At 40.8% G+C, this 22,179-nt stretch carries 23 protein-coding genes; 10 read left to right on the forward strand and 13 right to left on the reverse strand.

From position 1 onward, the window contains the following. The first annotated feature begins 276 nt into the window (after positions 1-276). Positions 277-2,289 carry a HelD family protein gene (locus A6K76_RS11350; RefSeq protein WP_066465163.1) on the forward strand — a complete coding sequence of 671 codons (2,013 nt, stop codon included), beginning with the start codon at positions 277-279 and terminating at the stop codon, positions 2,287-2,289. On the opposite strand, the gene A6K76_RS11355 is transcribed toward A6K76_RS11350, so the two are convergent. Next, positions 2,272-2,994: a MerR family transcriptional regulator gene (locus A6K76_RS11355; protein WP_066465165.1), complete on the reverse strand. Its 723-nt coding sequence runs from the start codon at positions 2,992-2,994 to the stop codon at positions 2,272-2,274. The two genes, A6K76_RS11350 and A6K76_RS11355, sit on opposite strands and share 18 nt — an antisense overlap. A 130-nt stretch (positions 2,995-3,124) precedes the next feature. On the opposite strand from A6K76_RS11355, the gene A6K76_RS11360 reads away from it, so the two are divergent. From A6K76_RS11360 to A6K76_RS11375, 4 genes are all read left to right on the forward strand, one after another. Beyond that, positions 3,125-3,409 (forward strand): CC/Se motif family (seleno)protein, encoded by a 285-nt coding sequence (locus tag A6K76_RS11360; protein ID WP_066465167.1) that lies wholly within the window; start codon positions 3,125-3,127, stop codon positions 3,407-3,409. Positions 3,410-3,436: 27 nt separating this feature from the next. Continuing rightward, positions 3,437-4,021: a TetR/AcrR family transcriptional regulator gene (locus tag A6K76_RS11365; protein ID WP_066465169.1), complete on the forward strand. Its 585-nt coding sequence runs from the start codon at positions 3,437-3,439 to the stop codon at positions 4,019-4,021. Beyond that, on the forward strand, positions 4,018-4,431 hold the full coding sequence (locus tag A6K76_RS11370; RefSeq protein ID WP_245671984.1) for a bleomycin resistance protein: 414 nt from the start codon (positions 4,018-4,020) through the stop codon (positions 4,429-4,431). Before A6K76_RS11365 ends, A6K76_RS11370 begins: the two co-directional genes overlap by 4 nt. Before the next feature lie 624 nt (positions 4,432-5,055). Continuing rightward, entirely contained in the window at positions 5,056-6,300 is a 1,245-nt protein-coding gene (locus tag A6K76_RS11375) for a methyl-accepting chemotaxis protein (protein WP_169818014.1), read from the forward strand. 49 nt (positions 6,301-6,349) lie between these two features. Here A6K76_RS11375 and A6K76_RS11380 read toward each other — a convergent pair whose 3' ends face one another. The 3 genes from A6K76_RS11380 to amaP all read right to left on the reverse strand — a co-directional run bounded on the left by A6K76_RS11380 (position 6,350) and on the right by amaP (position 7,721). Beyond that, positions 6,350-6,802 (reverse strand): Asp23/Gls24 family envelope stress response protein, encoded by a 453-nt coding sequence (locus tag A6K76_RS11380; protein WP_066465172.1) that lies wholly within the window; start codon positions 6,800-6,802, stop codon positions 6,350-6,352. 108 nt (positions 6,803-6,910) lie between these two features. Then, positions 6,911-7,120, reverse strand: a complete 210-nt coding sequence (locus tag A6K76_RS11385; protein ID WP_066465173.1) for a DUF2273 domain-containing protein — start codon at positions 7,118-7,120, stop codon at positions 6,911-6,913. Positions 7,121-7,184: 64 nt separating this feature from the next. Further along, on the reverse strand, positions 7,185-7,721 hold the full coding sequence (gene amaP / locus A6K76_RS11390; protein ID WP_066465179.1) for an alkaline shock response membrane anchor protein AmaP: 537 nt from the start codon (positions 7,719-7,721) through the stop codon (positions 7,185-7,187). Between the two features lie 524 nt (positions 7,722-8,245). On the opposite strand from amaP, the gene A6K76_RS11395 reads away from it, so the two are divergent. From A6K76_RS11395 to A6K76_RS11405, 3 genes are all read left to right on the forward strand, one after another. Further along, positions 8,246-9,388, forward strand: coding sequence for an S-layer homology domain-containing protein (locus tag A6K76_RS11395; RefSeq protein ID WP_066465181.1), 1,143 nt, complete (start codon positions 8,246-8,248; stop codon positions 9,386-9,388). Between the two features lie 59 nt (positions 9,389-9,447). After that, positions 9,448-9,825 carry a hypothetical protein gene (locus A6K76_RS11400; RefSeq protein WP_066465183.1) on the forward strand — a complete coding sequence of 126 codons (378 nt, stop codon included), beginning with the start codon at positions 9,448-9,450 and terminating at the stop codon, positions 9,823-9,825. Positions 9,826-10,285: 460 nt separating this feature from the next. Then, positions 10,286-11,701, forward strand: a complete 1,416-nt coding sequence (locus A6K76_RS11405) for a DHA2 family efflux MFS transporter permease subunit (protein WP_083995408.1) — start codon at positions 10,286-10,288, stop codon at positions 11,699-11,701. A gap of 63 nt (positions 11,702-11,764) precedes the next feature. Here the strand turns inward: A6K76_RS11405 and A6K76_RS11410 are convergent, their stop codons facing one another. After that, positions 11,765-12,853 carry a sigma-70 family RNA polymerase sigma factor gene (locus A6K76_RS11410; protein ID WP_066465188.1) on the reverse strand — a complete coding sequence of 363 codons (1,089 nt, stop codon included), beginning with the start codon at positions 12,851-12,853 and terminating at the stop codon, positions 11,765-11,767. Positions 12,854-12,918: 65 nt separating this feature from the next. Here A6K76_RS11410 and A6K76_RS11415 point away from each other — a divergent pair, with 65 nt between their 5' ends. Both A6K76_RS11415 and A6K76_RS11420 read left to right on the forward strand, forming a co-directional pair. Continuing rightward, a complete protein-coding gene (locus A6K76_RS11415) occupies positions 12,919-16,143 on the forward strand; it encodes a DEAD/DEAH box helicase (protein ID WP_083995409.1) in 3,225 nt (1,074 codons plus the stop codon). 29 nt (positions 16,144-16,172) lie between these two features. Beyond that, positions 16,173-17,012 carry an HNH endonuclease gene (locus tag A6K76_RS11420; RefSeq protein WP_066465194.1) on the forward strand — a complete coding sequence of 280 codons (840 nt, stop codon included), beginning with the start codon at positions 16,173-16,175 and terminating at the stop codon, positions 17,010-17,012. A 53-nt stretch (positions 17,013-17,065) separates the two neighbouring features. Here A6K76_RS11420 and A6K76_RS11425 read toward each other — a convergent pair whose 3' ends face one another. The 8 genes from A6K76_RS11425 to A6K76_RS11465 form a co-directional block, all read right to left on the reverse strand. Next, positions 17,066-17,848, reverse strand: coding sequence for a sulfite exporter TauE/SafE family protein (locus tag A6K76_RS11425; protein WP_066465196.1), 783 nt, complete (start codon positions 17,846-17,848; stop codon positions 17,066-17,068). Positions 17,849-17,946: 98 nt separating this feature from the next. Further along, entirely contained in the window at positions 17,947-18,174 is a 228-nt protein-coding gene (locus A6K76_RS11430) for a sulfurtransferase TusA family protein (RefSeq protein ID WP_066465199.1), read from the reverse strand. 539 nt (positions 18,175-18,713) lie between these two features. Beyond that, complete coding sequence (locus A6K76_RS11440) at positions 18,714-19,841, reverse strand: MBL fold metallo-hydrolase (protein ID WP_066465201.1); 1,128 nt, start codon at positions 19,839-19,841, stop codon at positions 18,714-18,716. 40 nt (positions 19,842-19,881) lie between these two features. Then, entirely contained in the window at positions 19,882-20,436 is a 555-nt protein-coding gene (locus A6K76_RS11445) for a sulfurtransferase TusA family protein (RefSeq protein WP_066465202.1), read from the reverse strand. Positions 20,437-20,511: 75 nt separating this feature from the next. Further along, positions 20,512-20,784, reverse strand: coding sequence for a rhodanese-like domain-containing protein (locus A6K76_RS11450; protein ID WP_066465203.1), 273 nt, complete (start codon positions 20,782-20,784; stop codon positions 20,512-20,514). Positions 20,785-20,795: 11 nt separating this feature from the next. Then, positions 20,796-21,137 carry a rhodanese-like domain-containing protein gene (locus A6K76_RS11455; protein WP_066465204.1) on the reverse strand — a complete coding sequence of 114 codons (342 nt, stop codon included), beginning with the start codon at positions 21,135-21,137 and terminating at the stop codon, positions 20,796-20,798. Positions 21,138-21,147: 10 nt separating this feature from the next. Beyond that, a complete protein-coding gene (locus A6K76_RS11460; protein ID WP_066465206.1) occupies positions 21,148-21,624 on the reverse strand; it encodes a DsrE/DsrF/DrsH-like family protein in 477 nt (158 codons plus the stop codon). A 75-nt stretch (positions 21,625-21,699) separates the two neighbouring features. Further along, the gene (locus A6K76_RS11465) at positions 21,700-21,960 is read right to left on the reverse strand and encodes a metal-sensitive transcriptional regulator (RefSeq protein ID WP_066465348.1); all 261 of its coding nucleotides are present in this window, start codon (positions 21,958-21,960) and stop codon (positions 21,700-21,702) included. Positions 21,961-22,179 lie beyond the last annotated feature (219 nt).

The raw sequence follows: 22,179 nt of genomic DNA on the forward strand, positions 1-22,179 counted from the left end.
ACAAGCAATTCAGCTGTATAAAAATAGCTAATCAACAGACCTGATATGAATAACTACCATATTAAACATAAACGAAATGGCTATTAGTGTCTCTAATATATTTTTGATGATTCTGAAAGTTAAATAATTGAACGCTCCTGTTCGGGTTTTACACAACGCTTTAAACGCATAATAAAAACGCTCGGTGTTGCGCCGAGCGTTTTTTGTTCGAAAACCCTCCATTGACACACCAGCGAGCATGGCTATTATACACTGTTGTTTTTAGGAGGGATTTTCATGAATGAGGAACAATATTTAACATATGTGCTACAGGCGCTTTATGAGGAACAAGCATCGCTAAACGCGGCAATTGAAGGAAAGCATACGAATATTCAACAGCTGCAGCAATATATGAATGACTATAAGGCGGAGCTCGATAAATTTGAAGTGTATGATTATGAACAAACGATGCGCATGCTTGACCAGCAAGGATTACAACAAGTGCTAAGACGCGAGGAAATAACGAAGCTGATCGATTCGCCGTACTTTGGCAATTTTGATTTTCGCTACGACGGCGATGACGAGGCAGAACGCTTTTATATCGGACGCTTCGGGTTTCGCGCGCCTGACGATACGACGCTCATTTACGATTGGCGTGCACCTGTTTGCAATATGTATTATGAGTTTGAATGTGGCGCGGCATTTTATGAGGCGATGGAACGCGAATTTCACGGTGAGCTGACGAGAAAGAGACAATTTAAAATTGAGCAAAGCAAGCTACAATATGCGCTCGATAGCTCGCTCACGATTCAAGATGAAGTGCTTCAGCAAACACTGAAAGCAGAAACGTCAAATAAAATGAAAACGATTGTGACGTCTATTCAACGCGAGCAAAATAAAATTGTGCGAAACGTTTCGGCGAACACACTCGTCATTCAAGGCGTTGCGGGCTCTGGGAAAACAGCTGTTGCCCTCCACCGAATCGCTTACTTTTTATATAAATTTCGCGATACGTTACGTCCTGAGCGCATTTTTATTTTGTCACCGAATCAAGTGTTCGGCGATTACATTTCATCGGTACTGCCAGAACTTGGTGAGCAGCCGATTCGTAGCTTTACGCTCGATGAATTAACCGAACAGCTCCTCCCCGCTTCGGTCAGCTTTACGTCATTTGAGGCGGAAACGAAATATATGTTGCAGCGTCCGACAAGCGCGCTAACAAAACGTGCAGCACAAAAAAGCGACTTCGCATTTCTCAAAACGTTGCAGCACTTTTTAGCCGAGCTCGATGAAACGATGTTTACACATGAGGAGCTTACGATTGCGGGCGTCGCTTTTGAGCCACATTACGTGCAGCATCGCTTTTTGCAATACCGCAGCGAGCCTGTTGAAACCCGTTTAAAGCTCATCGTCGAAGATATTATTGACGTGCTAAAAGCAAAGCGCGACCGCGGAAATATTCCGAGCCGCACAGACATTTTACAGCGCTTGAAAAAACGAATGCGCTACACAACACCGTTTTCAATTTACAAACAGTTTTTACACACATTCGACATTCCATTTCTCTTTAAAAAGAAACGATTTGAAAACAATGACGTATATCCATATTTATACGTTCAACATTATATGAAAGGCATTAAAACGTACAACATGACGCAATATTTCGTGCTCGATGAAATGCAAGACTACACGCCAGTGCAATATGCGGTACTATCGAAAGTTTTTGATTGCCCACGTACGATCATCGGCGACTTTTCGCAGGCGCTGTTGCCGTATGACACAATTTCAAAAAAGGCGTTTGAATATTTATTCCGTGATTTGCATTATGCCGAACTCACGACGACGTACCGCTCAAGCTATGAAATTGCAACATATGCAAAACAGTTTATGCGCTCTGGTGAACTGCACCCGATTGAACGACACGGCAAAGCACCCGTTGAACGCGTTTATACGTCTGAAGCACAAATGATAACGTTCTTAAAAGAGGCACTTCATTCTACACATAAAACGACTGCCATCATTTGCAAAACAGATGCGCACGTCATACAGTTGCACGAGGCGTTATGCGATATGCCACATACTATATTAGACGGCACCTCGAAAACATTTGTACACGGCGTCATTTTAACGACGATTCAGTACGCAAAAGGGCTTGAATTTGATGCCGTCATCGTGCCGTTCGTTGATGCGACGACGTACGGTAGCGAGTTTGACCGCGGACTGCTTTACATTGCGGCAACGCGTGCGCTACATGAACTGACAATGCTCGTTTCCGCCAAAAATTGTAGCCCGTTATTGCAGCTGCGTTAATATGTGCTGAATGTGCATTACGTTGTCAATGGCGTGCTGTAAATTGCGCCCTAGCCCGTCCGTCACGTTATAAAACTCCGTTGTAAATGGCACGTCGTTTAACAATGTTTGCATATCGATTTCACTTGCGACTGTATGAAGTGCCATAAATAGCTGTAAAATGCTCGCAATCGAATAATGAGCACTGCGCAGCACGCGAATGATGAGCAACTTTTGAACGTCCTTTTCATGATATTGGCGGCGGTTTTGTGCATTGCGCGATACCTCATATAACCCGTTGCGCTCCCAGTTACGCAATACGTTTTCCGTTAGCTGTAGTCGTGTTGCTACTTGCTTATGCGTATACGTCGTTTCATTTTCAAGCGGCTCTGTTAATAGCGCGGTTGCCACTTTAATTGCTTGCTTGGCAAATGTCAGTTCCTGTCGCAAAAATGTTTCATAGTCGCGTGCAGCGATTAACGCTTCGTGAAATTGCTGTGCGCCGCTTTTTTTCACAATATCGGTCGCCATTTTTCGCAAGTTGTGCTGAATAAACTCATGTTCAAACGCAAGCCGAGCGATACGCATTTGTTGCATGTGCAAATCGTGATAATGACGATAGCCGTTTGCAAGACGCGGTACAGGCGCAATATAGCCTAATTCCTCGTATAGCCGCACTGTGTTTACATGTACGCCGACTGTTTCGGCAATTTCTTTTGTACGCATACTATTCCTCCTTTATAAGTTTTTTGCACATACATCGATCATTAACTGTCCGTATATCGCTATATTCATTGTATTATACTAAGGAGATGTTTCGCTGTTTTTTTGTTAAACTACGTATGAGGTGATTTGTATGGCAATTGAAATGGATCAAGACGTGAAAACGTGGCTGCAGGAAAAAGGAAAACCGATTTGTATTCAGCTGCTAGAGGTGAACGGGTGCTGCGGTCCGTCTGTACAAGAGCTTATGACACAAACACGCACGCCAAAAGATGTACACAACTATTCGCAATGCGACGTGGACGGCATTACGTTCTTTTTGAAAAAGCCGCTGTCGCCAAACGATGCCATTCGACTAAAGCGCTCAGGATTTGGGCTGTTTAAGTTGCTCAGTGCGGCGTTTGTAAAACCGTTGTAACAAATGAAAAATTCGCTGGAGGGCATTATGACGAAGCAAACAAAGGAAAAAATTTTACAAACAGCTACGCGCCTATTTTATTTTCAAGGCTTTCATGGCACGGGCTTGAATCAAATTTTAAAGGAATCGGGCTGTCCAAAAGGCTCGCTTTATCATTACTTCCCCGATGGCAAGGAGCAACTCGCCGAAGAAGCAATCATCGCGTCTAAGCTGCGCATCGGCAACGTCATTTCGCATTTTATGGCTGAGCACGACGCGGTAGAAGAGGCACTGAATGCCCATTTGCACGCGATGGCACAGCTTTTTCAAATTGAAAATGGCGTACAGGAATCGTCGTATACGCTAATGCCGTTCGGATTGCTTGCGGCGGAATCGGCATTTACGAGCGAGCGACTACGTAAAGCCAGCAGCGATACGTATAAATATTGGGAATCACTTTATTATACGAAGCTCATTAGCAATGGCTACAGCGAGGAATCGGCTGTGACAATTAGCCGAACGATTAGCGCATGGATTGAAGGGGCGGTCACATTGTCGCTTACAAAGCATAGCAACGAGCCTCTGTTAACGATGATGGACGTGCTACCGAAGCTGTTGCATCTGTATAAATGATGAAGTTTAACGCATTCGTACCAGAATTATCGGTCACAAACATTGCACAATCGAAATTTTTTTATACGGAGCTGCTCGGCTTCTACATTGAATACGAACGACGCGAGGATCGGTTCGCCTTTTTATCATTTCACGGAGCGCAGTTTATGTTAGAGCAACGCAACGGTCATTGGGAAACAGGCGAGCTGCACTATCCATTCGGTCGCGGTATTAATTTTCAAATCACTGTGCCACACATTGCGCCACTCGTTGCACGCCTGCGCGAGCATAACATCGCATTATTTCGCGAGCCGTTTATGAGCGAATATGCGGTTGGAGAGACGAGCGTACGTGAAATCGAATTTTTAGTGCAAGACCCAGACGGCTATTTGCTGCGATTTTCACAGCGATGCAACGAAGAAAACAGCTAGTGGACATGCGCCGCTAGCTGTTTTCTGTATACGTATAAAAGTAGCTTGGTCCTCGGAAGGAATACAAGCTTGATCGGTAATCATTATAATACTACATATGCTAAATAACAATCTAGTCGATAATAGTGATTCCGCTAAATAAAAATACGCTCAGCTATATACCCTATACCCCGTCGATTAGCTGAAGTTTGAGCTCGCCGCTATTAATCAACGCGTCCGAACGCTCATATGTAAGGTGCACTACGTCTGCAATCACGACCCAATATTTTCTATACTCATGTCCGCTCCATATGACATAACTTGTGGCTCAACTAGAAAGTATAAATTTTATCAGGTCTGTTGATTAGCCACTTTTATACAGCTGAATCTGTTGTTTTCAGCAGCAAAACTGACATGAATGCAGCAGTGTAGTGGCATGGGAGCGTGCGGTGAGACTCCTTGGGGAAAAGCTCGTGCCTCAAGACCCCGTAAGCCGCGACGCAGGAGCGGTGCGGAGGCTTGAGGAAGGCGATAAACGCCACGTCCATGTGGTATTACCTTCATGACAAACGTCGTGTTCGCCTCCGAGCCCCAGGAATTTATCTGCCTCGAGTAATCGCAGAGGCAAAGCGAGCGAATACAGAAATGCTTGCAGAGGCACAATCAATTTTAGACGTCGTGAAGAAACGTTTCACTTTAACAGCGACTGAAACGGACACGTGGGTACAAAGCATACTTGTGTTGTTAATTGTCATTAGCTTGATTAGTCTAGCTGCTGCACTTTTCATTAGTAGGTCGTTAAACCGAACAATTTCAAAGCCGCTTCATAAATTAGCAGCAGCGGCAAGCGAAATTTCAATTGGCAACTTAACGGTAGCAAACATTGAAACGAAATCAAACGACGAGGTTGGGCAGCTAAGTAACGCATTTAACAAAATGAAAGCATCACTTCAAGACATTATCGTCATTTGTAAAGACAACGCTATCGATTTATCGTCGATGTCAGAGGAATTAACAGCGAGTACAACGCATGTTGCAACTACTTCAAGCAACGTCGCAACGAACATTGAATCGATGTCATCATCTATTACAGGCATTGCGAGCGTATCACAGCAAACGTCGGCATCAATGGAACAAACAGCCCATGATATTGAAGCAATTGCTAATACGACGCAATCATTAAAAGATCGCTCACAAAACGCAAGCAGCTTAGCAACGTCAGGTAATGAGCATTTAACAGAAGCGAAAGCACAAATGGATACGATTTATCATGCAACACAAAGCACAGCCGATGTCGTACAAAATTTAAGCGAGCAATCGCAGCAAATTCAACAAATGACGAGTATGATTACACAAATTGCGGATCAGACGAACTTGCTTGCATTAAACGCAGCAATCGAAGCTGCGCGCGCTGGTGATGCTGGCAAAGGCTTTGCGGTCGTTGCAGACGAAGTACGTAAGCTAGCTGAGCAATCGCAACATTCAGCGGGCATGATTATTGAACTAACATCAAACATTTTACACAAAACCAAAAATGCCGAGCAATCGATGCGCGTAAGTTTAGACAAGGTTGAACAAGGTGTTACAATCATTGATAAATCCGACCGAATGTTTAAAAATATTGTCGATGAGTTTGATAAAATTACGAGCGATATCGAAAAAATTACTCATATGACAGAACAAATTTCTGCAGCGACACAGCAAGTCACAAGCTCATCACACGTGTTAGCAACAAACATGCAGCACGTTGCACATAATGCCGAGGATGTGTCGCAGCAAACGGAAGAGCAAGTCGCAATCATTGAGGAAATTAATGCTATTAGCGAAACGTTGACGACACGCGCTTGTCAGCTAACACGCTCGATTGCCCATTTCCAACTAGCAAGATAAAAAAACGTACAACATGCGGGCAGCCGCCTCTGTTGTACGTTTTTTATGTTTATTGAATATCTGATTCGCTCGTTGCGTTACGTCCTTGCTTCGACTGCATGTACTCTTTTTCCGTCATAACGTCCTCTACATGCATGTTCACTTCGACTACTTCTAATCCTGTCATATGTGAAACTTGCTCTTTAATAATTTGCGTCAGGCGCTTGAAAATGGCCGGTGCGCTTTGTCCGTATTCGATAATGACGCGCAAGTTGACCGCCGCCTGCTTCTCTCCTACCTCAACCGACACGCCTTTTCGTAAATTATCGCTGCCGAAACGATCGGTAATCGCTGACGTTAGCCCACCTTTCATATCTAAAATGCCTTTCACTTCGCGCGCAGAAATTGCGGCAATTTTTTCAACGACGACGTCTGAAAATGTTAATGAATTTTCGAACGGTGATTCCATAGTTTCCTCTACACCTGCTTGACGGTTATATTGCTTTTCATTGTTGTTTGGCATGATGAATCGCTCCATTTCATAGTTGATTGAATTTTCAAGCGTGTTGATTAGCCATTGTGCCGCATTTTTAACTTCACTGTGTAAAACTAGCGAATCAACAGCTATTCATTACTTATTAAACGACCGCACGAGCTGCTGAATCGTCATGCGTCGGTCTTTCATGTAACCGATACTAGCCGCAATCGCCGTCACGAGCGCAATGAGTAGCGCCGGCCCGATCGAGAAAGCGGCGACGAGCACACAAAAGATAAACGCGATAAGCCCGAGAACAATCGACCATTGATTTGTACGGAAAAAACGTTGAATCATTTGCTCCATGATGTGCCTACAAACGCACGATTTGCTGCGTCATAGTTCCTCCCTTCAAACGTTGTACGACTGCTTATAACACCCGTTTTTTCAATGTTTTTTGGTCCAACACATGGATTTTCACTTCGCGTACTGGCAGCTCAGCAAACGACTCTGCACTTACTTTAATATCTTGTCGCAACGCCTCGATGTAGCTTTGCGCATTGACCGTATTTGTAATAAATGCCTCTACAAACACATCCATGTACGATGACTGCCGTTTTTGATACAAATCGACTTTAATGGACGGTTGGCGCACATCACTATACTTTCTTACCGTGTGCAGCACATTTTTTTCGATTGATTTTTTATTAATGAATAATTCCCCATCGTCATAGCTCATCACTAAGCCACGTGATTTGTATGACGGGCGAAACGATAATAACAATAACAATAAGCCAAACGCAGCTAACAAGCCGGCTGTCCAATACAACGCTGGCTCAAACCAATAATAGCGCTGCAACGTCCTTTGATATTCAGCGATCGGTTCGTAGTCAATATAAATAAAAAGAAAAACACCTGTGACGACAACAATCCATAGCCCAACAAAAAATTGCACGAAACGTTTCATGTTGCTCACCATCCTCCTTTCTATTTTGCCACCTACCATCTCTTTTCACGTTTTGCTCATGTTTAAACATAAAATTTGAAAAGAATAACATTTTTTTGTTATTAAAAATCAAAAAGATAAGAACTACTTCTTATTGTAATTACAATAACATTGAAATACAAAATCCCTAACTTTCTTTTAATATAAAACTTTAGTTTGTTATTTATGTAAATTTATGCTAATAATAAGTGGTGTAGACATTTATGCAACACAACTGGTTCATCACCGTAAGCTGGGGTTGATGTATAAAAGTTGCTTGAAACAAAAGGCGGACTCCAGCGGGAAAAGCGCGAGTCTCGAGACCCCACAGTCGTGAGGCACGAACGACGAGGAGGCTTAAGGAAGGCGATAAGCACCACTACACGAGCCATAGCTTTCATGACTAACATCGTGTTCGCCGCCGCGCCCGCGGAAAGCCTGCCTCGACGTGAAAAGCAACCCGAAGTTATGGTGAAGAGTCAAACAACTACATAAGGAGGCAACATATGAAGAAAATAGTTTCTGCGCTACTCATCGTTGTGCTGGCATTTTCGTTCTCTTTACAAGGGCATGCCGCATTCAAAGACGTAAGCAACACCCATTCACTCGCAACCGAAATTAACTACTTAACGAAGGCAGGCATTATTAGCGGCTACGAGGACGGCAAATTCCGTCCGAACGAGCTCATTAAGAAAAAGCATGTCGCAAGCATGCTCGTAAAATCGCTCGACTTACAAACGACGAATTTACGCAACCCAGGCTACAAAGACATTCCAACGACGCACCAATATTACAAAGAAATTGCAGCTGTCTACACAGCCGGCATTTTCAATCAAGCGACGTACTTCCAACCAGAGGCAAGCTTAACGCGCGCGCAAATGGCAGAAGTGATCGCAAAAGCATTTAAGCTGCAATCGATTTCACAAAATGCTGTTGACTATGAAGACGTATCAAGTCGTACAGCAGGCTATCATTACATTCAACTTGTAACAATGAACAGTATTGCAACAGGTGAGCTTCGTGAATGGGATCCTTACTTCTTACCAGACAAGCTATTAACACGCGCGCATTTCAGTGCCTTTTTAGCTCGTGCCTTAACGCTGCGCAAAGAAACAGCTGCGGATTTAATGCCGAGCCAATCGTACACGTATACGTATGCGACGAAAGATAATTACTATACTGCTAAATATGACGGACGAGACGAATACGAATTTGGTAACGGACGCAGCTGGTCATACTTTAGTAAATCAAACGGTAAAAAATACGCAAACATTCTATACGGTTCGCAATATAGTGAATATATGTATCAAAGATATTTTGCCCTTTACTCACATGATTTTTTACCATACTTACTTTTTAGCGTAGATGTCCCTATATCACTTGGTTTAAAGTATGACGTTGGCAGAGAGCATGTAATGGCACCAAATCCATATCCAGCAAGCGTGCGTGTAATCGACACGAAAAAAACAGTAAAAGTTGCAGGCAATACGTACACGAACGTCATCGAATTTGAAAACACGTATTTCAAATCGATGACATCAAAACGTTTTAGTCACAAAATTTACATCGCAGCAGGTCATGGTGTCATCGGTATTAAAAACGAAAAAGATCAATGGGAATTTTGGTTACATTCTCGCGTAGCTAAATAATGAAGACGAAAGACAACAGTACTCGCTGTTGTCTTTTGCTTTAAAACGAGGTGCATCATATGAAAAAAATAATCCCGCTTCTGTTTACCTTATGCTTACTTGCAGGCTGTGCCAACATTGACCGCTTCTCCATGTCCGTTCATGAAAAGCTGCCTGCTCAAATCGATACGGCGCTAATTGACACGAACGATACAGCGCTGAATGTCTTTTCAAACGGCAACGGCACATACTACATCGTCTATGACACGAACAAAGATATTCCAGACGCCCCTGCGACAAAACAAGACGGCAACAACATGACAATCAATATGATCGAAGGCGACGAGCTACGAAACGTCACGCGTCATATGTTCAAATTCGAATCGACAATGACGTTTGAAACGATTGATTTTGAAGTGAATGGCAAACCTACGAAATATACTATCATTACGTATTAATGAGCAGTGTGCGACGATTCAGTCCGCACTGCTTTTTTAGTCCAATCAGTCCAACGTTTTTCTTTATAACATTTTATTAATTTAGGTCTGTTGATGAGCCACTTTTATACAGCAGAATTGCTTGTTTTCAGCAGCAAGACTGAGATGAACGCTGCATTTTATTGGCATGGAGCGTGCGGCGACACTCCTTGGAGAATAGCTCGTGCCTCAAGCCTCCTCGTCGCAAAAGAAACTTTTATGTATCAACCCCGCTTACGGTGATGAACCTATATATTTACTTGTAAAACAGCAAATAATCGTTCACCTCATCGTCACAAAATTATAACGACTGGTCTATTTTTTGTTGAATTTTTAACGTCCTATCTGATATAGTGAAGCTCGTGATGAAAAATGTCCGTTTGTTATCAAATCGATATACCGCGATACTCATCGCTTATTTGCATTAGAGGAGGAAGAAAATTTGGCAGCACCTTTTATTAACGTCAAAAGTCCAAAAGGGATGGCCGCTGTATTAATGATTGGAACGTTTCTAGGCTTGTTCGGGGAAACCGCATTAAATATGGCGCTCACAAACATTATGGAGGACTTTGATGTCTCAGCAGCATCTGCAGCGTGGCTTACGACCGGGTATTTACTCGTTCTCGCTGTACTCGTTCCGTTATCATCGTATTTAGTTCGTTGGTTTACAACACGTCAGCTCATTACAGCGGCAATCATTTTAGCAATCGTCGGCTCGTTATGCGGCGCACTCGCACCAAACTTCACGGTGTTACTAGTCGGACGTTTCATTCAAGCACTCGCAACGGGCATTATTTTGCCGCTTATGTTCAGCGTCGTTATGCTCATTTTCCCTGTTGAAAAGCGCGGAGCAGTAATGGGCATCGTCGGCATCATTTTAACGGCCGGTCCTGCGCTCGGTCCATCAATTGCAGGTGTCATCGTTTCAGCACTTAGTTGGCACTACATTTTCTGGATGATGGCAGTTGCCTACGTAATCGTACTTATCATTGCATTGACAAAGGTTGATAACGTATCTGAAGTCACACGTCCAAAAATCGATGCATTATCACTCATTGCATCAACGTTCGGCTTCGGTGGTGTCGTGTTCGCCCTTGCAACACTAGCCGAGCAAAAAATTTCAGAGCCAATCGTTTATGCACCACTTGCAATTGGACTCGTGCTACTGCTCATCTTCGGCGTGCGCCAAACGAAAATGGCGGAACCGATGATCGATTTATCTGTATTCAAATCACCGATGTTTAGTCTCGGTGTCGCACTCATGGTCGCAACGATGTTCATGATTTTATCAGTAGCGATTTTAATTCCGATGTATTTAAAAGCAGTGCTTGGCTTTGCGGCATTAACGGCAGGCTTATGCATGCTTCCTGGTAATGTGTTAAACATCATGATGTCACCTATCGTTGGTGTCAACTTCGACAAAATCGGGGCAAAAATGTTTACACGTATCGGCTTCTCGATGATTCTCGTGTCGATGATCGTCTTTTTAACGACAATGTCAGCTACGACAGCAACGTGGATTATCATTGTGAATTTATGTGTGTTCTTCGTCGGCGTTTCAATGACGATTATGCCAGCACAAACGAATGCGATGAACTCGTTAGCACCGCAAAAGTTTGCAGACGGTTCAGCTGCACTTAACACGTTAACACAAATTGCAGGTGCTTCTGGTACAGCGATTGCGATGACGATGTTCACAATCGGGCAACAAAACTACGCAGCGAAATTCATAAACGTCGTGCCAGCAGACATGCTTGCACACGGTATTCATACAGCGTTTATCGTTGTTGCAGTCATTGCAGTTGTCGGGTTAATTGGTTCGTTCTTTGTGAAAAATGTAGAGGCAGTAAGAGGGTAAAAGAAAAAGGATTCGGGCATATTATGTGCGTCGAATCCTTCCTACTCTGTTCTGTTAAACGATTTATTGTTCAAGTAATTCCTTTAAATACAATTTATTTTTTAGCTTTCGAAGTGCTTTCGCCTCAATTTGACGTATGCGTTCTCTTGTCACATCAAAATGCTTTCCTACTTCTTCTAATGTGTATATTTCACCATCTTTAAAACCAAATCTATATTCTATAATTTCTCTTTCTCGATCTTTTAACTCCTCTAAAACTTTTTTGAGAACTTTGGACGTTGAACGATTTACAATAACTTCTTCAACTGAAGTTATTTGAATATCATAATTTTCCTCAGTACCAATTATGAGATCAATTAGTTCATTCAAATCGCTATCACTGCTAACATTTGAATTCAATGATACATCATGTAAAAATCTATGCTCAGCTTCTTTTGCTGCCATATATTGTTCTTCTGAAATTTCTGCAAGCTCGCATATATCATCAATCGTTGGATTATCAAATTCTAATTCACGTTCTATTTTATTAATTTTGCTAATACGTTCATTCATATGTACTGGTATACGAATGATATTAGCTTTATCTGCAAGAGCTCTAGTAATCGACTGCCTAATCCAATGCGTCGCATAAGTAGAGAATTCATATCCTAATGAAACATCGTATTTTTTGATCGCTTTTATTAACCCAATATGTCCTTCATTAATTAAATCTTCAAAGGTAAAGCTTTTTGCAATACCAACATACCTTTGAGCTATCTTTTGTACTAAACCGGCATTACTTTGAACAATTTTTTCAATCAACTCTTTGTCAGCTATTCGCTTTTCACGATTCTCTTCAAACAAAACTCTATTGTCTTTATACGTCCCTGCTTTTAAAAGTAAGTCTGTCGGGTCAAAATCATTTTCAAAAAATGATGCTAATGTTAAATCATCTTCCTCGTCATCTTCAAACTCATTCTCTTCATCTCGTTCATCAATTAAATTCGTATAACCTTGCGACGCCAAAAATTTCTTTAAATCCTCATCATTAATTTCTACATATTCTCCTCTAAAATAACTAATCATTGTATTTTTTAAATCTTGTAATTGAATTTGATGAGATTTGATAGGATACTTTTCTTTTAAAAAATCTTTAAACATTTCAATGTCCAAACTGTCCACCCCTTCATTGGAAAGTATTGTTATTTATTATATAATAACTGTAAGGAGATGATAAAATGCTACATAAGTACAGCGTGACGAACGAATCTTTATTATCTATAAAGAAAGCTCGTTCAAATAATAAAAAATTATTTGTTCTATTTGGTTTTAGCCCTTCAGACGTACAAAACTTAAATGATTATAAATTATTTGAAGATGCATTCCCTCAAAGCTTAGAAAATTTTAATCATTCTGCAGATACGTTAATGAATGTGTTATTAAAATTAAAATCTGATGCTCCATACTATTGGTGTACTGCCGAAGAATATCAGTTCTATATTAGCAACCAAATCGAAAATTACTTTGATATACAGTTATTATATAATAATCTTTACTATTCTACATTCCCAATTTACTATAATTTTGAAAATTTAAATCAAATTGTAACTGATTTCGAAGAGGAAGATCGGGAAATAGAAACCGAAAATTTTGATACAGTCGGGAAATTTTATAGCTATGTAGTCCAGTTAAACAACCAACTTTATGCAGCTTATTCTCTCGATGAAGATACATTCGAATCTCTTGAGCCATTCCATCAAGAAGTGGAACAGTTAGAATTATTAAAAGAGGAAAAGCCAGCTTACGATATTAGCTTTGAATTAGAGGAAAATCAGAATAGCTTTTTAGTTTTAACGACTAAACTTTTAAACACTCACAATAAACAACTTGTTAAAATTATTCATTCAAATGAGTATGAACTCAACATTAATGAATATTTAAACCGTTTATCTACACTTGTAAAATTGAATCCGAATATAGATATCACCTTTACTAAAAAAACGCTTGCTGTACAAAACATCGATGAAACAGAATATTTGAAAGTGTTAGATGAATGCTGGGGGTACAGCTCATTTCGAACGTTAGAAATGTATAAAGATCCCGATAATTCAAACGAACTAATAACAATTAAACAATCTCAAATTATTCATGACATTGTAGAAGAAGTAGAAAATGCACAAAATGATTTACCTTTCCGTGATATCTTTATTACTTCTTCAACTGGTGCAGGGAAATCTGTAATGTTCCAATTGCCTTCGTTTTATATATTCAAAAAGAAAAAGCTATTAACGATTGTTATTTCCCCGTTAATTGGTTTAATGCAAGATCAAGTCAATCAATTAAAAAGAAGCGGTATTAATAACGTAGCAACGATTAATTCTAACGTAACACCAGCTGAAAAAGCTGATATTCAAGAGCGTATTCGTAATCAAGAAATTTCAATTTTATATATTTCACCAGAGACCTTATTAAATCGTTCAGATATTAAAATGCTCATTGGGGAAGAAACAAAAGTTGGACTGTTTATTGTAGACGAGGCTCATATTGTAACTACTTGGGGAAAAGCTTTCCGTTCAGACTATTGGTATTTAGGCCCATATTTAAAAAAGTTACGTAAAGAAATGAACTTCCCGATTGCAACATTTACAGCGACAGCAATTTACGGTGGCGAGGAAGATATGTATAAAGAGACTCGTGATAGTCTCGGTCTTATTAATCCGAAGTTTTATTTAGGAAAAGTGAAGCGCGAAGATATTAGCATACATATTGATTCACACGACAAAGAATTAAAGCCTAGAGAATATCAACGAGCAAAATTCGAATTTGTATGTAAGCGATTAAAAAAATTCATGAAAGACAAATTAAAGGTACTTGTGTATTTCCCTACTATTCCACTTATTTACCAATTACAAGATTATATAGAAGAACATTATCCAGCTCTCTACAAACAAGTTGTAACTTATTATGGTAGCTTGAATAAAGATGAAAAAGCTGCTAATCACGAGAAATTTAGCGTTGGCGATTGTAAAATAATGTTTGCAACCAAGGCATATGGTATGGGTATTGATTTACCGGATATTAATATTGTTTACCATTACGCACCGACTGGAAACGTTTGTGATTACGTACAAGAAATTGGACGTGCTGCACGCGATAAAGAAATTGATGGACATGCTTATTTTGATTTTTTAAGAAATGATTTTTCACATATTAAACGCTTACATGGTATGTCTACGATTCGAAAATCTCAACTGCAACTTGTAGCACAAAAGATTTATACGATATACAAAGAAAAACGTAAATCACGTAACTTATTAGTAAATGTTGAAGATTTCGCCTATATTTTCACATCAAATAGCAAAATTGAAGATGCAAATATTGAGGGGAAATTAAAAACAGCATTACTACTAATCGAAAAGGATTTCATGAATAAATTAGGATATCCACCATTTATTGCACGTCCACGCGGTTTATTTTCACGTGAATACTTTAAAGTAACTACTGAAGGAGAAAAAATACTTCAACAAAGTAAACATCGAGAGTACGCACGTAAAATTCATTCGATTGAAACAGAAGCGTATAGTGCAATTTATGAATTAAATTTAAAAACCATTTGGGAAAAGCAATATAGAAAGCTATCTTTCCCTAATTTTAAACGTCTGTTCCATCAACGTGACGAACAAATACGTTTAAACTTTTTGAATGAAATCGATGCAACTTTTGTTGTCAATTTCTCATGTACTAAATCGTTAGAACAAACATTAGCACAATTTAATCAAAAGCTACTCCAAGTTGCAAAATGTCTTAATCAATATGCTTTGAGTAATAGCTACTTTACTACTGAAAAGTTAGCTATTTCCTTTGAACGATCACTCAAATTAGATAAATATGCAGCTGCCAACTTAGCACAAATTATTTTACATTCGATGGTACGGTACAATTCATTAAATTTAAATAACAATGCAAAATCAGTAATTCGTTACAGTGAAATAAGCGGCTATCAAGTCAACCCTGCTTATGAAGACTTCTTTAAATTTGTTCAAAAGCAAAGTTCAATTTATTTAAACCCCGCAACATTAGATTTACAAAATGATAATAGCTTTAATATGTATGCATCAAAAACTTCGCGTAATTCCATGGACTATTTAAGTATCGTTTTCGGTATTTTAGAAGCGTTCAAATTAATCAATTACCAAATACAAGGTGGCAATACACCTGAAATATACATTCGAATTAACTCAACATTGCAACTCGAAAGTATGGTCAGAAATCCAGACAAATATGAAAATAGAATATTAAACAATGTTTACTATCGTCACAATTTATCAATTGCTATGCTTCAATATATTTTTGAAAATAAAATGACGACTGAAGAATTTTGGTCTGTAATTGAAGATTATTTTTTAGGTAAAATACCTGAAAAAGTTATTGATGAATTAAGAAAAGGTAACACAACTCCATAAAAGCACTTGCTATTCGTTAGGAGGTCGCAATGAAATTTTTTATTGTTTTGCAAAATGATACAAACTCACAGCAAGATACGGACTTTTTACGTTGTCCACAAAAAGATGCTTTTGGAAATCGACCCCATCATTACACTAGAATGAACGAGTTATCTACAGGAGATAAAATCTTTCATTATACTGCTGGCAATATTACCGCAATCAGTACCGTAATGAAGCCTGCTATGCTCATATACGATAAGTCAGATGCTATTTACTATTTTATTGCTAAAGTACATTATGAAATGTTTCAAAATTCTTTACATGTTAGATCATACTGGGACGATATAAAAAAATTATTACCTGCTCAATTTTCTCCATTTCAAAAAAATGGACACGACAACGCAGGCTTTCTATATCCTTGCTCTGAACAATTTTCTTCATTTTTGTTAAAGCAATTAGCTATTTTAAATCCTTCTGATACGACATCTAAAAAACTTTTAGAAAGTGAAGTACAAATACAATCTACAGCAAGGATTGGTCATCAAACGTATAAAAACGAACTTTTAAAACTGTGGAACAATGAATGCGCTATTTGCAAAATAAATATTCCTGATTTGCTAATAGCTTCTCATGCTAAGCCATGGCGCGATTGCAATGATGATGAACGAGTTGATCCATATAACGGTTTACTATTGTGCGCTCATCATGATGCCTTGTTTGATAAAGGGTTTATTTCGTTCGATGAAAATGGAAACATAATTTTATGCAGGGAACTGTCAAATTCTTCACCTGTTGTATATGCCATTGACATACAAATGACGATTAACATACACGAGAAAAATATACCTTATTTAATTTGGCATCGTTCACATGTTTTAAGAAAATAAACCGAGAAAAAGTCGATTCACGCTAAAATTTAGCACGAACCGACTTTTTCTTATTACAACAAATCCACCCATATTTTCACCGCGGTCGCCGCAATCATCACCGCAAGCAGCCATTGCAATACGTTCACATTCATCTTTTGTCCTAGCTTTGCTCCAAGTGGCGCGGCGATTATGCTTGCAATGATCATAATGATAGCAGGAAAGTATTCAACTTGCCCTGTCACTATTTTGCCGACTGAGCCACCGATCGACGAAATAAACGTAATGGCAAGGCTTGTCGCAATTGTAACGCGCGTCGGTACACGAAGCACTGTAAGTAAAATCGGCACGAGCAAGAAGCCACCTGCTGCTCCGACAATGCCTGATGCAACGCCGACGATAAATGCCAACGTCGCAGCGAGCGGCTTATGAAACGTAATCGCTGCCGCTTCGTCGACGTGCTTTTTCGGCATAAACATCATGACAGCTGCAATGACCGCTAGCACACCGTAAACGACATTAACGACTTGTTCAGACAATAGCGATGAACCGTAGCTACCGATTAAGCTACCGACTAATATCGCACTGCCCATGTAAACGATAAGCGATTTGTGCAATAAGCCACTTTTACGGTACGCCCATACACCTGCAAGCGATGCAAATAGCACTTGTACCGCACTAATGCCTGACACTTCATGCGCTGTAAATGCCGTTAAGCCAAACATCGTAGGAATGTAAAGCAGCATCGGATATTTAATAATGGAGCCGCCGACACCGAGCATACCTGAAATAAATGATCCAATAAATCCAATGGCGAAGATGACCGTAATATACGTAAATGTTACGTCAAGTTCCATGTTGTCTCCTTCTTTCAAAAGAATAAGGCGCCGTGGTGCTACTAGGCAAAAACGTTCACTTGTAACGTATTCACCGTTTGCGCGACGACACCTTGTACTTACGCTTTTTGAATGTAGAAGCTAAATACGCCTGCTTCTTCCTTTTGTTCAACAATTGTATGCCCGCCAGCTTTTGCCCATGCGGTGAAGTCACTTAATGCCCCTTTATCCGTTGTCAGCACTTCTAAAACGTCTCCTGATTCGATTGTGCTCATCGCTTTTTTCGTTTTCACGATCGGCATTGGACATGCTAATCCTTTTACATCGATTGTTTGTGTAATGTTCATATGTTTTCCTCTTTTCCTCTATCTATATACAATAAGCTTAATAAGGTAACCGTTCTTTTGTTTCGGCGGACGCTTTTCGCGGAGGGCGACACGATGTCGGTCACAAAGGCGTTGTCGCAAGGACGCGACGAACTTAGCCTTTGTTCCTTGATTTTCGGTTCGAGTGCCTCTGCGGTTACTCGAGGCAGAAAAGATTTTGCTCCTGCGATTACTCGTCGCAAAAGTTGCCTCCTCCACGCCAAAACGATACTTTCCTCATGTTATATCCAAAAGTTCAATTTATATACAGGTCTGTTGATTAGCCATTTTTATAAAGCTGAATCTGTTGTTTTCAGTAGCAAAACTGACATGAATGCAGCATTGTAGTGGCATGGGAGCGTGCGGCGAGACTCCTTGGGGAAAAGCTCGTGCCTCAAGACCCCGTAAGCCGCGACGTAGGAGCGGTGCGGAGGCTTGAGCCCCAGGAAAGCGAGCCGCAATACGCGAACTGCCAGTTGAATGGCTAATCAACACGCTTGATTTATATAGTTACTATTTAATTAACGTACGGCACAGCGGTTCGGTCCAATTTCCATGTCCGTTTGCTCGTCATCATTTGGCGTTAGCTTCCCCATATTGACGTGGCGAATTTGCTCATACGCATTCGGCTGTGGTGGTAAATTGTCCGTTACCATTTTGCGGAACGTCTCTTCATCGTCTACGTTTAAGCCGTGATTGCTCGCAAATAATTCACGTAAGCGCTTTGACACCGTACCATCTTCGTTTAATTCATCAATCATCATGAAATGCGCAGGCAATACGATGAGGTCATCTGCTAGCGTGCGGTAACGGGTATATAACGTTTCACGTAAATCGCCTACCCAATCTTCCGCAAGCCCCGCTAAGTCAGGACGCCCGATAGAATCGATAAATAAAATGTCGCCTGTTAATAAATAGCGCCCGTCTACAATAAACGACGTCGAGCCGATCGTATGCCCTGGTGAATAGAGCGCTCCTACTGCTAGTTGCGCATTTCCAACTTGCACTGTTAAACCGTCTTCAAGCGGTGCGTACTGAAATACGACGTCCTGTGCATCTTTCGGTGGCAAATAGTACGTCGCCCCTGTTTCGTTCGCAATATGACGTCCACCCGAAATGTGATCGGCGTGTAAATGCGTATCAAAAACATATTTAATGTCGACGCCTTTTTGTTTCGCAAACTCGATAAATACGTCCGTAAAACGCACTGCATCAATAATTGCTGCTTCACCGTCACTGATCATCATGTACGATAAACAGCCTTTTCCTAGACGTACGAATTGATAAAGCTCGCCGCCACCTGCTAAGTCGCCTACTTTTAGCGGCTCAATATGCATCGACCACGATTTCATACCGCCTGCTAAATAGCTGACGTCGAGCCCAGCTTCTGATAACATATCCGCTACCATAATCGATGAGCCTTCCTTCGCACATACGACGAGCACATCTTTGTCTGTCGGAATTTGCGGCAAAATCACTTCGACCCCATCAAGTAAATCGAAATATGGAACGTTCAAATAATCAAATGCATGCCCTTCAATTTTCCAATCGGCAAACGCATCGTCATTACGTACATCTAAAATAAATAACGGTTCATTGTCAATGACGCGACGTGCAACTTGTGACGCCGTCCATGCTGTTACTGTCATCCTCAATTACCCCCATAGGTATATTTTTCGCAAAAATTTTTTACATGTCCTTTTGTAATTCCCCGTCGTAGCCGCTCATGCCTGGCAATACGTTAAAGACGTTCGTAAATCCTGCCTGCGCTAATTGCTGCGCCGCCATATCCGATCGTGTACCGGTGCGACAAATGACGTAAATCGCTTCATGTTTATTCAATTCATCTAGGCGCGCTTCTAACTCACCTAATGGAATTGATTTCGCTTTAGGAATGTGACCGAACGCAAACTCTGCCGCTTCACGCACATCTAAAATTATTGCACTTGATGCTAACGCTTCCTCATTCGTAGCCGTTCGTTCAAATGTTTGTTCCGCTCGCTCATTCGATTCGCTACATTTGCGAATGTAATGGAAATAGACGCCGTTTTGTTCACGGCTGCCGATATATTGATGCCCTGATTTTTTCGACCAAGCTGCTAAGTCCGCAACGGAGCCTGAATCTGTCGCCTGCACTTCTAACACTTGCCCTTCTGCTACGTCATTCATTGCCTTTTTCGTTTTGACGATCGGCATCGGGCATGCTAAACCTTTTACATCTAATTGTACATTTGATTGAATCATATTTATGTCCTCCATACCGTATAGGGTATATTTTTCGTTAAATTTTTTTTGGCACGGACGTTATTCAACGTCTCCTTACCAGTCGTTCATTCCACCTGCAACATTTGTTACGTCGTAGCCTTGTACTTGTAAAAAAGCTGTCGCCTGCGCGCTTCGTCCACCTGCTTGACAAATGATGAAGTAATGCTCATTTTTTTGTAGCTCGTGCATGCGAAACTCGAGTAAGCTTAGCGGCATGTTTACGCTACCTGGAATGTGCGCACCTGCGTATTCTCCTGCTTCGCGCACGTCGATTATGTTGCAAGCTTGTCCTGCTTGTAATTTTGCTTGTAGCTCTGTCGTTGTCATCAAAGTTCCTCCTAATATGCGCTCATACCGCCACGCACGTTCGTAATGTTTGTATAGCCTAGCTTTTTCAATTGCTTGCACGCCTGTTTTGATCGCATGCCACTTTGACAAATGACGATAATTTCTTTGTCGTTTGGCAGCTTTGTCATGTCTGAACCGAGCGGCATGTTTTGAAACTGCTTTAAGCCGCTCCCTTTATATTCACGCGGTGTACGCACATCGATGAACAGTTTATCTTTATCATTGATGATCGTTTTGAGCTGCGCAGTCGAAATCGTTTTCACTCCTTTTGCGGGCATTATGCGCCACGCAATAAATGCAATGAGTGCGCCGATCAATAATGCTGTTTCCATACGTTTCCTCCTAGATGAATAAGTTTACGTTGCCGTCTTCTGCGTCTGCTAAATATGCTGCTACACCTGCATATTCCACACCGTCAAGCAGCTCCTCTTTTTGTAGTCCGAGTAAGTCCATCGTCATCGTGCACGTAATAAGCTTCACGCCTTGCTCGTGTGCCATGTCGACAAGCTGCGTTAACGTCATCGCATTATGCTTGTTCATGACGTGCTTAATCATTTTCGGTCCCATTCCTGCCATATGCATGTTTGAAAGACCGAGCTTTTCTGCACCACGCGGCATCATTTTCGCAAACATTTTTTCAAGGAAGCCTTTTTGTACATTTACTGGCTCCTGTTTGCGCAATGCGTTAATTCCCCAAAACGTGTGGAAAATTGTCACCTCATGATCGTATGCAGCTGCACCGTTTGCGATAATGTATGCTGCCATCGCTTTGTCATAATCGCCGCTAAATAGCACGATTGTCGTTCTTTTTTGTTGCATTTGTCATCGCCTCCATACCATGTGGGGTATCATTTTATTCAAAAATAAAACACGTATAAAACGCGTTTTACTGAATTACCTGCTTTTTACGAGTAAGTCAACTGCTTGCTTAACAATCTCACTTTTATTTTCTTCGGTCGCATTTTCGTCGCTTAAGCACGTCACTAAATTGTCCGTTACGACAACACCAATTGTACGATCGACCGCTGAGCGAACGGCACTGAGCTGGGTAATAACCGCTTTGCAATCTTGCCCTTCCTCCATCATGCGCAACACACCACGAAGCTGACCTTCAATTTTTTTCATGCGAATGAGAACTTTGTCATCGTAATGCATATGCTTCACCTCGTTTGTTTTTGTATACATTCAAATAATAATACCCCCACCGGTATATGTCAACAACATATTCCTCAAAAAAATAAACGCTTGATGTGAACTTCACCTACAAGCGTGTTAACAAGTCAGTTAATTGCGACTTGCGGTGCTTATGTGATTACTCGAGGCAAAAAAATTTCCTGGAGCTCGGCGCACGCTCACTGCCACTCATATGCAGCA

The sequence above is a fragment of the Caryophanon latum genome, from assembly GCF_001700325.1.
GTDB classification, from domain to species: domain Bacteria; phylum Bacillota; class Bacilli; order Bacillales_A; family Planococcaceae; genus Caryophanon; species Caryophanon latum.

Bases quoted from the DNA above. Each gene is read 5' to 3' on its own strand.
- A6K76_RS11400 (WP_066465183.1), top strand. From the start codon at position 9,448: ATGAAAAAAATAATCCCGCTTCTGTTTACCTTATGCTTACTTGCAGGC.
- A6K76_RS11350 (WP_066465163.1), top strand. From the start codon at position 277: ATGAATGAGGAACAATATTTAACATATGTGCTACAGGCGCTTTATGAG.
- A6K76_RS11415 (WP_083995409.1), top strand. From the start codon at position 12,919: ATGCTACATAAGTACAGCGTGACGAACGAATCTTTATTATCTATAAAG.
- A6K76_RS11430 (WP_066465199.1), bottom strand. From the start codon at position 18,174: ATGAACATTACACAAACAATCGATGTAAAAGGATTAGCATGTCCAATG.
- A6K76_RS11395 (WP_066465181.1), top strand. From the start codon at position 8,246: ATGAAGAAAATAGTTTCTGCGCTACTCATCGTTGTGCTGGCATTTTCG.
- A6K76_RS11365 (WP_066465169.1), top strand. From the start codon at position 3,437: ATGACGAAGCAAACAAAGGAAAAAATTTTACAAACAGCTACGCGCCTA.
- A6K76_RS11465 (WP_066465348.1), bottom strand. From the start codon at position 21,960: ATGCATTACGATGACAAAGTTCTCATTCGCATGAAAAAAATTGAAGGT.
- A6K76_RS11360 (WP_066465167.1), top strand. From the start codon at position 3,125: ATGGCAATTGAAATGGATCAAGACGTGAAAACGTGGCTGCAGGAAAAA.
- A6K76_RS11455 (WP_066465204.1), bottom strand. From the start codon at position 21,137: ATGGAAACAGCATTATTGATCGGCGCACTCATTGCATTTATTGCGTGG.
- A6K76_RS11370 (WP_245671984.1), top strand. From the start codon at position 4,018: ATGATGAAGTTTAACGCATTCGTACCAGAATTATCGGTCACAAACATT.
- A6K76_RS11355 (WP_066465165.1), bottom strand. From the start codon at position 2,994: ATGCGTACAAAAGAAATTGCCGAAACAGTCGGCGTACATGTAAACACA.
- A6K76_RS11420 (WP_066465194.1), top strand. From the start codon at position 16,173: ATGAAATTTTTTATTGTTTTGCAAAATGATACAAACTCACAGCAAGAT.
- A6K76_RS11425 (WP_066465196.1), bottom strand. From the start codon at position 17,848: ATGGAACTTGACGTAACATTTACGTATATTACGGTCATCTTCGCCATT.
- amaP (WP_066465179.1), bottom strand. From the start codon at position 7,721: ATGAAACGTTTCGTGCAATTTTTTGTTGGGCTATGGATTGTTGTCGTC.
- A6K76_RS11440 (WP_066465201.1), bottom strand. From the start codon at position 19,841: ATGACAGTAACAGCATGGACGGCGTCACAAGTTGCACGTCGCGTCATT.
- A6K76_RS11450 (WP_066465203.1), bottom strand. From the start codon at position 20,784: ATGACAACGACAGAGCTACAAGCAAAATTACAAGCAGGACAAGCTTGC.
- A6K76_RS11380 (WP_066465172.1), bottom strand. From the start codon at position 6,802: ATGCCAAACAACAATGAAAAGCAATATAACCGTCAAGCAGGTGTAGAG.
- A6K76_RS11445 (WP_066465202.1), bottom strand. From the start codon at position 20,436: ATGATTCAATCAAATGTACAATTAGATGTAAAAGGTTTAGCATGCCCG.
- A6K76_RS11385 (WP_066465173.1), bottom strand. From the start codon at position 7,120: ATGGAGCAAATGATTCAACGTTTTTTCCGTACAAATCAATGGTCGATT.
- A6K76_RS11460 (WP_066465206.1), bottom strand. From the start codon at position 21,624: ATGCAACAAAAAAGAACGACAATCGTGCTATTTAGCGGCGATTATGAC.
- A6K76_RS11375 (WP_169818014.1), top strand. From the start codon at position 5,056: ATGCTTGCAGAGGCACAATCAATTTTAGACGTCGTGAAGAAACGTTTC.